Origin of the sequence: Streptomyces sp. NPDC001231 (assembly GCF_042896885.1) — a bacterium.
Classification (GTDB): Bacteria; Actinomycetota; Actinomycetes; order Streptomycetales; family Streptomycetaceae; genus Streptomyces.
In genome coordinates this window covers 87770-94395 of record NZ_JBIAXS010000023.1, presented here as the reverse complement: position 1 = coordinate 94395, position 6626 = coordinate 87770, and the positions used below count along the sequence as shown (strand labels likewise).

Annotated in this window: 5 protein-coding genes and 1 pseudogene; 3 read left to right on the top strand and 3 right to left on the bottom strand. The window is 75.6% G+C overall.

The window, feature by feature from the left end; all coding sequences use genetic code 11:
- The first annotated feature begins 5 nt into the window (after positions 1–5).
- Positions 6–2417, top strand: a complete 2412-nt coding sequence (locus ACFY3J_RS26275; protein ID WP_390841876.1) for an SWIM zinc finger family protein — start codon at positions 6–8, stop codon at positions 2415–2417.
- Positions 2418–2617: 200 nt separating this feature from the next.
- Here the strand turns inward: ACFY3J_RS26275 and ACFY3J_RS26270 are convergent, their stop codons facing one another.
- From ACFY3J_RS26270 to ACFY3J_RS26260, 3 genes are all read right to left on the bottom strand, one after another.
- The gene (locus ACFY3J_RS26270) at positions 2618–3727 is read right to left on the bottom strand and encodes a PP2C family protein-serine/threonine phosphatase (protein ID WP_384184798.1); all 1110 of its coding nucleotides are present in this window, start codon (positions 3725–3727) and stop codon (positions 2618–2620) included.
- 50 nt (positions 3728–3777) lie between these two features.
- On the bottom strand, positions 3778–3930 hold the full coding sequence (locus ACFY3J_RS26265; RefSeq protein ID WP_390841857.1) for a hypothetical protein: 153 nt from the start codon (positions 3928–3930) through the stop codon (positions 3778–3780).
- 191 nt (positions 3931–4121) lie between these two features.
- Positions 4122–4469 (bottom strand): hypothetical protein, encoded by a 348-nt coding sequence (locus ACFY3J_RS26260; protein ID WP_384184803.1) that lies wholly within the window; start codon positions 4467–4469, stop codon positions 4122–4124.
- A 137-nt stretch (positions 4470–4606) separates the two neighbouring features.
- Here ACFY3J_RS26260 and ACFY3J_RS26255 point away from each other — a divergent pair, with 137 nt between their 5' ends.
- Positions 4607–5902 (top strand): alpha/beta fold hydrolase, encoded by a 1296-nt coding sequence (locus tag ACFY3J_RS26255; protein ID WP_384184806.1) that lies wholly within the window; start codon positions 4607–4609, stop codon positions 5900–5902.
- Positions 5903–5990: 88 nt separating this feature from the next.
- Positions 5991–6625, top strand: a pseudogene (locus ACFY3J_RS26250) (MBL fold metallo-hydrolase).
- Position 6626: the final 1 nt, after the last annotated feature.

Sequence of the window (6626 nt, the reverse complement as noted above, 5' to 3'; positions counted from 1 at the left end):
GCGCCCTGGTGGACGGTGCCGTGCTGCGGCGGTCGGCGGGGGCACGTTCCCCGGAGGCCGCGCCCGCGCAGGACGCGCACGAGTCGGGGCCTCGACCGGAGACGCCCTCCGGCGCCCTGGTGGACGGTGCCGTGCTGCGGCGGTCGGCGGGGGCACGTTCCCCGGAGGCCGCGCCCGCGCAGGACGCGCACGAGTCGGGGCCTCGATCGGGGGTGGCTTCCGGCGCCCTGGTGGACGGTGCTGTGCTGCGGCGGTCGGCGGGGGCACGTTCCCCGGAGGCCGCGCCCGCGCAGGACGCGCACGAGTCGGGGCCTCGACCGGAGACGCCCTCCGGCACCCCGGCGGACGGCGCCGCACCTCGGCGGCCCGCGGGGGCACGTCCCTCGGAGGCCGCGCGGGAGGCGCTGCGCGGCGCCCTGGCCCGGCGAGCGGCCCGTGCGGAGGAGGCACAGGCGGGGACCAGGGCCGCTCGCCGTCGGGCCCCGGCCCCGCGTCGAGCGACGCCGCCGGCGCCCGCCGACTCCCCGACCGGAACCGCCGCCGAACACGACGGGGCAGACACCCACGCCACCGCGCCCACCAGCCCCTTCCGGACGCCCCCGGCAGCGCCCGGCCACGATGCGAACGCCGACGGCAACAGCCCGAGCGATCAGGGAAGCCCCGAGCCCCGGACGATCCCGCCCACACCCGTGCCCTCGGGGGAGGACCTCGCTACTGCGGGCGCCCTGGCAGCCATCCCGACCGCGGCCTGGGCTGCCGCGGCGCGGGGCGTCCTGAGGCCCACCGTTGCCTCGGGCACCCCGGCCGACGGCTCTCCGAACGGCACGCCGCAGGAGGCCACCCCCGTCGACCCCTCCGTGGACACCTCGTCCGCACCCTGCGACAGTTCACCGAACCCCACCCCACAGTCCGGCACCCCGGGCGCCGGCCCCGACGCCCTCTCGGTGGGGACGGAGGAGCGGGCCGCGGCAGGCACGCCGGACGGTGCCCGGGCGGCGATGGGTGAGGGCGCCTCGGCGTGTGCCCCGGACGCCTCCTCAGCCGCAACGCGGCAGGCGTCCCCGTCCTCGGCCGGGACGGGCTCCGGAAGTGCCTCGTTCTCACCGGCGCGGGTGGGCGCCGAGCCCCCCGTGCCGCCCCGGGTCCCCCGGACCATGGCCTCCCCCCGCCGCGACGGCGAACTTCGGCGCACCTTTCCGGCGTTCCCGGCGCGGGCGATGGAAGGGGAGCGGTTCGCCGAGACCTGGTGGGGCGACGCATGGGTCGACGCGTTGGAGGAGGGCGCGCTGGATGCGGCGCGGCTGGCCCGTGGGCGTGGGTACGCGCAGACGGGGCACGTGGACGCCGTCACCGTCACCCCGGGGCTGGTCCTGGCGTACGTGCAGGGGAGCCGGCCGCGCCCGTACCGGGTCCAGGTGCGGCTGCGGACGCTGGACGACGCCGACTGGGACCGGTTCCTGGACGCCGTCGCGGAGCGCCCCGGGCACATCGCCGCGCTCCTCGACAAGGAGATGCCCCAGTCGCTCGCCGACTGCGGGGTCCCGCTGCTCCCCGGCCCCGGCGACCTGGAGCCGCACTGCAGCTGCCCCGACCGCGGCCACCCCTGCAAACACGCCGCCGCCCTCTGCTACCAGACCGCACGCCTGCTGGACGCGGACCCCTTCGTCCTGCTGCTGCTCCGCGGCCGGGGCGAGCGGGAACTGCTCGACGCCCTGTCCCGGCTGAACGCCACCCGCGCGGCCCGCGCCGCGCAGGAGCGGGAACCGGAGCCGTTCCCGGGCGTGCGCGCGGGCGAGGTGCTGGCTGAGCGGCGACGCCCGCCGCTGCCCGCACCGTTGCCCGCACCCCCGCACCCGGAACAGCCCCCGGTGTATCCGGCGGCACCGGGCGGCCCCGACCCGTTCGCCCTGGACCAGCTGGCCACGGACGCCGCCGCCCGCGCCCACGCGCTGCTCACCACCGGCCGCGACCCGGTCGGCGGGCTCACACTGTGGCAGGACGCGGTACGCCTCGCCGCCGCCCGCCCAGGCTCCGGACTGACCGCGGCCACCCGCTCCCTGTACGCCTCGCTCGCCTCCGCCACCGGGCGCGGCACGGCCGAACTGGCGCGGGCGGTGGCGGCCTGGCGGCAGGGCGGCCCGGAGGGACTCGCCGTCCTGGAGGAGCCCTGGGACCCGCCGGCGGGCCGCTTCGACCGGGCGCGCCCGCTGCTCCTCGCCGCCGACCTGCCCGCCTTCCGCCCCTGGCGCAACCGGCTCACCCACCCCCGCGGCCACCTCCAGCTCCGCCTGGGCCGGGACGGCCTGTGGTACGCGTACGAATCGGAGCCGGACCGTGACGACTGGTGGCCCCGCGGCACCCCCGACCTCGACCCGGTCGGCGCCCTGACCGGCCTGGGCGCACCGGGCGCCTTCTGACACCCCCTGCCGGACCCGTGGGCGCCCTGCCGGACCCATGGGGCGGCCCCTGCCGGCCCCGTGGGCGGGCCCTGCCTGATCCCGTGGGGGCCCGTGCCTGATCTGTGGGCGGGGCTCCGCCTGACCCCGTCGGCGGCCCGTGTCTGATCCGTGGGTGGCCCGGTGTCTTCTCCGTGGGCTTCCGTGGGCTTCCGTGGGGCTCAAGGACCGGCGGTGCGTTGCAGTGCGACCACGGCGGCGTCGTCGGCCAGGCGCCCGCCGACGTGGTCCAGGAGGTCGGCCCGCAGGTGATGGACCAGAGCCACGGGGCTGTCCTGCGCCCAGGAGACGGCGCGTGCGGCGAGCGGGTAGAAGACGCCTCTGGGGTCACGTGCTTCGACCACACCGTCGGTGTAGAGCAGCAGGAGATCCCCGGGCTCCAGCTGGAAGGTGTCCACCCGGTACTCCGCTGTGCTCAGCTCGCCCAGACCCAGCGGCGGAGCGGGAGCGCTGGCGCGCAGCGTGACGGCCTGCCGGCCGCGCAGCAGCAACGGCGGCGGGTGTCCGCAGGTCACCATCTGCGCCTGCGGCAGCGCGTCGGGGATGTCGATGATCGCGGCCGTGATGAAGCATTCCCCCTCCTGCCCCGGCTCGGTGGGCTCGGCCAGGTTCCAGCACACGCTGCGCTCCAGATAGGCCATCAGCTCGGGCAGGGCCGCCTTCCGGTGCGCGGCTTCCCGGAACGCGCCCAGCAGCAGCGAGGCGTCGCCCATCGCGGTCAGGCCCTTGCCCATCACATCGCCGATGATCAGCCGCGTGCCGGCCGGGGTGCGGACGGCCGCGTACAGGTCGCCGCCGATCAGCGCCTCCTCCTGAGCCGCCAGGTACACCGACGCCACCCGCAGCGGCCCGATGCGTCTGGGCAAGGGTCTGAGCACCACTCGCTGCGCGGCCTCCGACACTCTGCGTACCTGCTCCAGCTCACGGTTGTGCCGCTCGCGCAGATAGCGGAACACCGTCACGACCACCGAGACCACGACCAGGGAGACGATCTGCGCGCCGACGCTCTCCGTGGTCAGCAGGCGGAACCCCGCGCCGACGCCGAGCAGGGCTGCCACGGCGATGGCGCCGACCAGAGCGGTGAGGAAGGGACTGGCGAAGGACGCGGTGATCGCGGGTGCCACGATCAGCAGCGGCCCCAGCGGCACGTGGGGCCCGGTCAGAACGTCGGCGACGAGGATGGCGGCGATCAGACCGAGCGGCACCGCGAGCAGAGCGTCGCTGGCCTGCCACGAGTGGAAGCGGTGCGGGATCCGCGGCCCTGGACGCATGCTTCCTGCTTACACCCCCCACTCGGACGCGGCAGCCCGGAAGAACCGGCTCAGCGGGGCGTGCGGCGGGCGGCCAGGGCAAGCGGCAGGAGCGCGGTCGGGACGGCCGGAGCGGTGTAACACCAGGTGAGGGTGGCGGCGGAGGCGACCAGGAGCGGGCCGGAGGCGTCGCCGAGTTCGCGGCCGGGTTCGGCCGCGCCCACGGTCTGGCCGATCCGCTTCTCGGGGGCGCGGCGGGCGGGAGCGGCGAAGCCGAGCGGGGTGATCAGGCCGGTGCCGACGCCGATCAGGACGGCGGCCGTCAGCAGTGTGGCCGTTCAGGACGGCGGCCGTCAGCAGTGTGGCCGTTCAGGACGGCGGCCGTCAGCAGTGTGGCCGTTCAGGACGGCGGCCGTCAGCAGTGGCCGTTCAGGACGGCGGCCGTCAGCCGTCCGGTCACGCCGGGCAGCCGGGCGGCGGCCAGTCCGCAGCCGGTCACGACGAGCCCTGCCGCCAGTCCCGCGCGGGCCGTCAGCCGTCCGTCGTCCGGCGCGCGCCCGGCCCACGGCTGGACGAGGGCCGCGAACGCGGCCAGGACGGAGACGGCCGCCCCGATGGCCACCGGCGGCAGGCCGCCGGCCGCGCCGGACAGGGGCAGCAACCCGACACCGACGGAGAGGACGGGGGTCGCGGTGACCGGCGCGGCCGACGGCCGCAGGACGGCGCCGTCGGCCGGCCGGCGAAGACAACAGGCGTTGCACACCTCTGAGGAGAGACGGTCACTTCCCGCTAAAGCCGACAAGGAGAGGATCTTCGCGAAGTCACCACAACCTGGGACGGCTTGCGAGGGGCTCCGACCCAAGCACGTGAGAATTTGTGTGATGTGAGAGCGTGCAGGGCGTGAGTGACACACCGACGAACACCCTGCAATACCGCTTCGACGGGCGGGAAGACGCCCCAGTCCTGATCTTGGGTCCCTCACTGGGTACGACCTGGCACATGTGGGACCGGCAGGTCCCGGAGCTGACGAAGCAGTGGCGCGTCTTCCGGTTCGACCTGCCGGGACACGGCGGAGCGCCCGCGCACCCCGCCGACTCGGTCTCCGACCTGGTCACCCGGCTGCTGGCCACCCTGGACGGACTGGGCGTGCAGCGCTTCGGCTACGCCGGGTGCGCGCTCGGCGGCGCGATCGGCGTCGAACTGGCGCTGCGCCACCCGGAGCGCCTCGCCTCCCTCGCCCTGATCGCCACCTCGCCGCGGTTCGGCACTCCCGACGAGTTCCGGCAGCGCGGGGTGATCGTCCGGACGAACGGGCTCGACCCGATCGCCCGCACCTCCCCGGAACGCTGGTTCACCAGTGGTTTCGCCGCCGCGCAGCCCGCGATCACCGACTGGGCCGTGCAGATGGTGCGCACCACCGACCCCGGCTGCTACATCGCCGCCTGCGAGGCGCTGGCCGTCTTCGACGCCCGCGCCGACCTCGGCCGCATCGGCGTGCCCACGCTGGTCCTGGTCGGCTCCGACGACCAGGTCACCGGCCCCGCCGAGGCACGCACCCTGGTCGCCGGCATCCGCGACGCGCGCCTGGCCGTCGTGCCCGGCGCCTCCCACCTGGTGCCGGTGGAGCAGCCCGTCGCCGTGACCGACCTGCTGGTGCGGCACTTCTCCACCGCCTGGCACCCCGGGTACGACTCGACCACAGGACACATGGCGATCGTCGGGCCCCCGGTCAAGCCGGTGCTCGCCGCGCCCCCGCAGGCCTCGCCCATCGCCGAGATCGCCCCGGCGCCCGTACCGGCGCAGGTGGCGGGCGGGCCGGACCGGTACGACATCGGTCTGAAGATCCGCCGCGAGGTGCTGGGCGACGCGCACGTGGACGGGGCGCTAGCCGAGGCGGAGGACTTCTCCGGCGACTTCCAGGAGTTCCTGACCCGCTACGCCTGGGGCGAGGTCTGGGACCGGCCCGGCCTCGACCGGCGCACCCGCAGCAGCGTCGCCCTCACCGCCCTGGTCGCGGGCGGCCACCTCCAGGACCTCGCCGCCCACACCCGGGCCGCCCTGCGCAACGGGCTGACCCCGGACGAGATCAAGGAGGTGCTGCTGCAGACCGCGGTGTACTGCGGGATTCCCGCGGCGGGCGCCGCCTTCGGGATCGCCCAGCAGGTCATACGCGAGGAGACGACGCTCACGGAGTGAACCCCGGCGTGACCCCCGGCCGGGCGCCGGGCGCCGTCACCGGGGACCACCCGCGCGCCCGGCGCGCGGGTGGTCCAGGCTGGGGAGCATGAGACTCACGAAGAAGTCGCACGCCTGCGTTCGTCTGGAGAAGGACGGGCGGACGCTCGTCATCGACCCCGGCGGGTTCAGCGAGCAGGACGCCGCGTCCGGCGCGGACGCGATCCTGGTCACCCACGAGCACGCCGACCATTTCGACGAGGGACGTCTGCGCGCCGCCCTGGAGTCCCGTCCCGGGCCGAGATCTGGACCCTGAAGTCCGTCGCGGAGCAGATCGCCGCCGCCTTCCCGGGCCGCGTCCACACCGTCGGCCACGGCGACACCTTCACCGCCGCGGGCTTCGACGTGCAGGTCCACGGCGAGCTGCACGCGGTGATCCACCCGGACATCCCGCGCATCACCAACGTCGGCTACCTCGTCGACGGCGGCCGGGTCTTCCACCCGGGCGACGCGCTCACCGTGCCGGACGTCCCGGTCGAGACGCTGATGCTGCCGGTGATGGCGCCCTGGAACAAGATCTCCGAGGTGATCGACTACGTCCGCGAGGTCGGGCCGCAGCGCGCCTACGACATCCACGACGCCCTCCTGACCGACCTGGCCCGCCCGATCTACGACCGGCAGATCGGCGCCCTGGGCGGCGCGGAGCACCTGCGGCTGACACCGGGGGCGTCGGCGGAGGTCTGAG

Bases quoted from the DNA above. Each gene is read 5' to 3' on its own strand.
- ACFY3J_RS26270 (WP_384184798.1), bottom strand. From the start codon at position 3,727: ATGCGTCCAGGGCCGCGGATCCCGCACCGCTTCCACTCGTGGCAGGCC.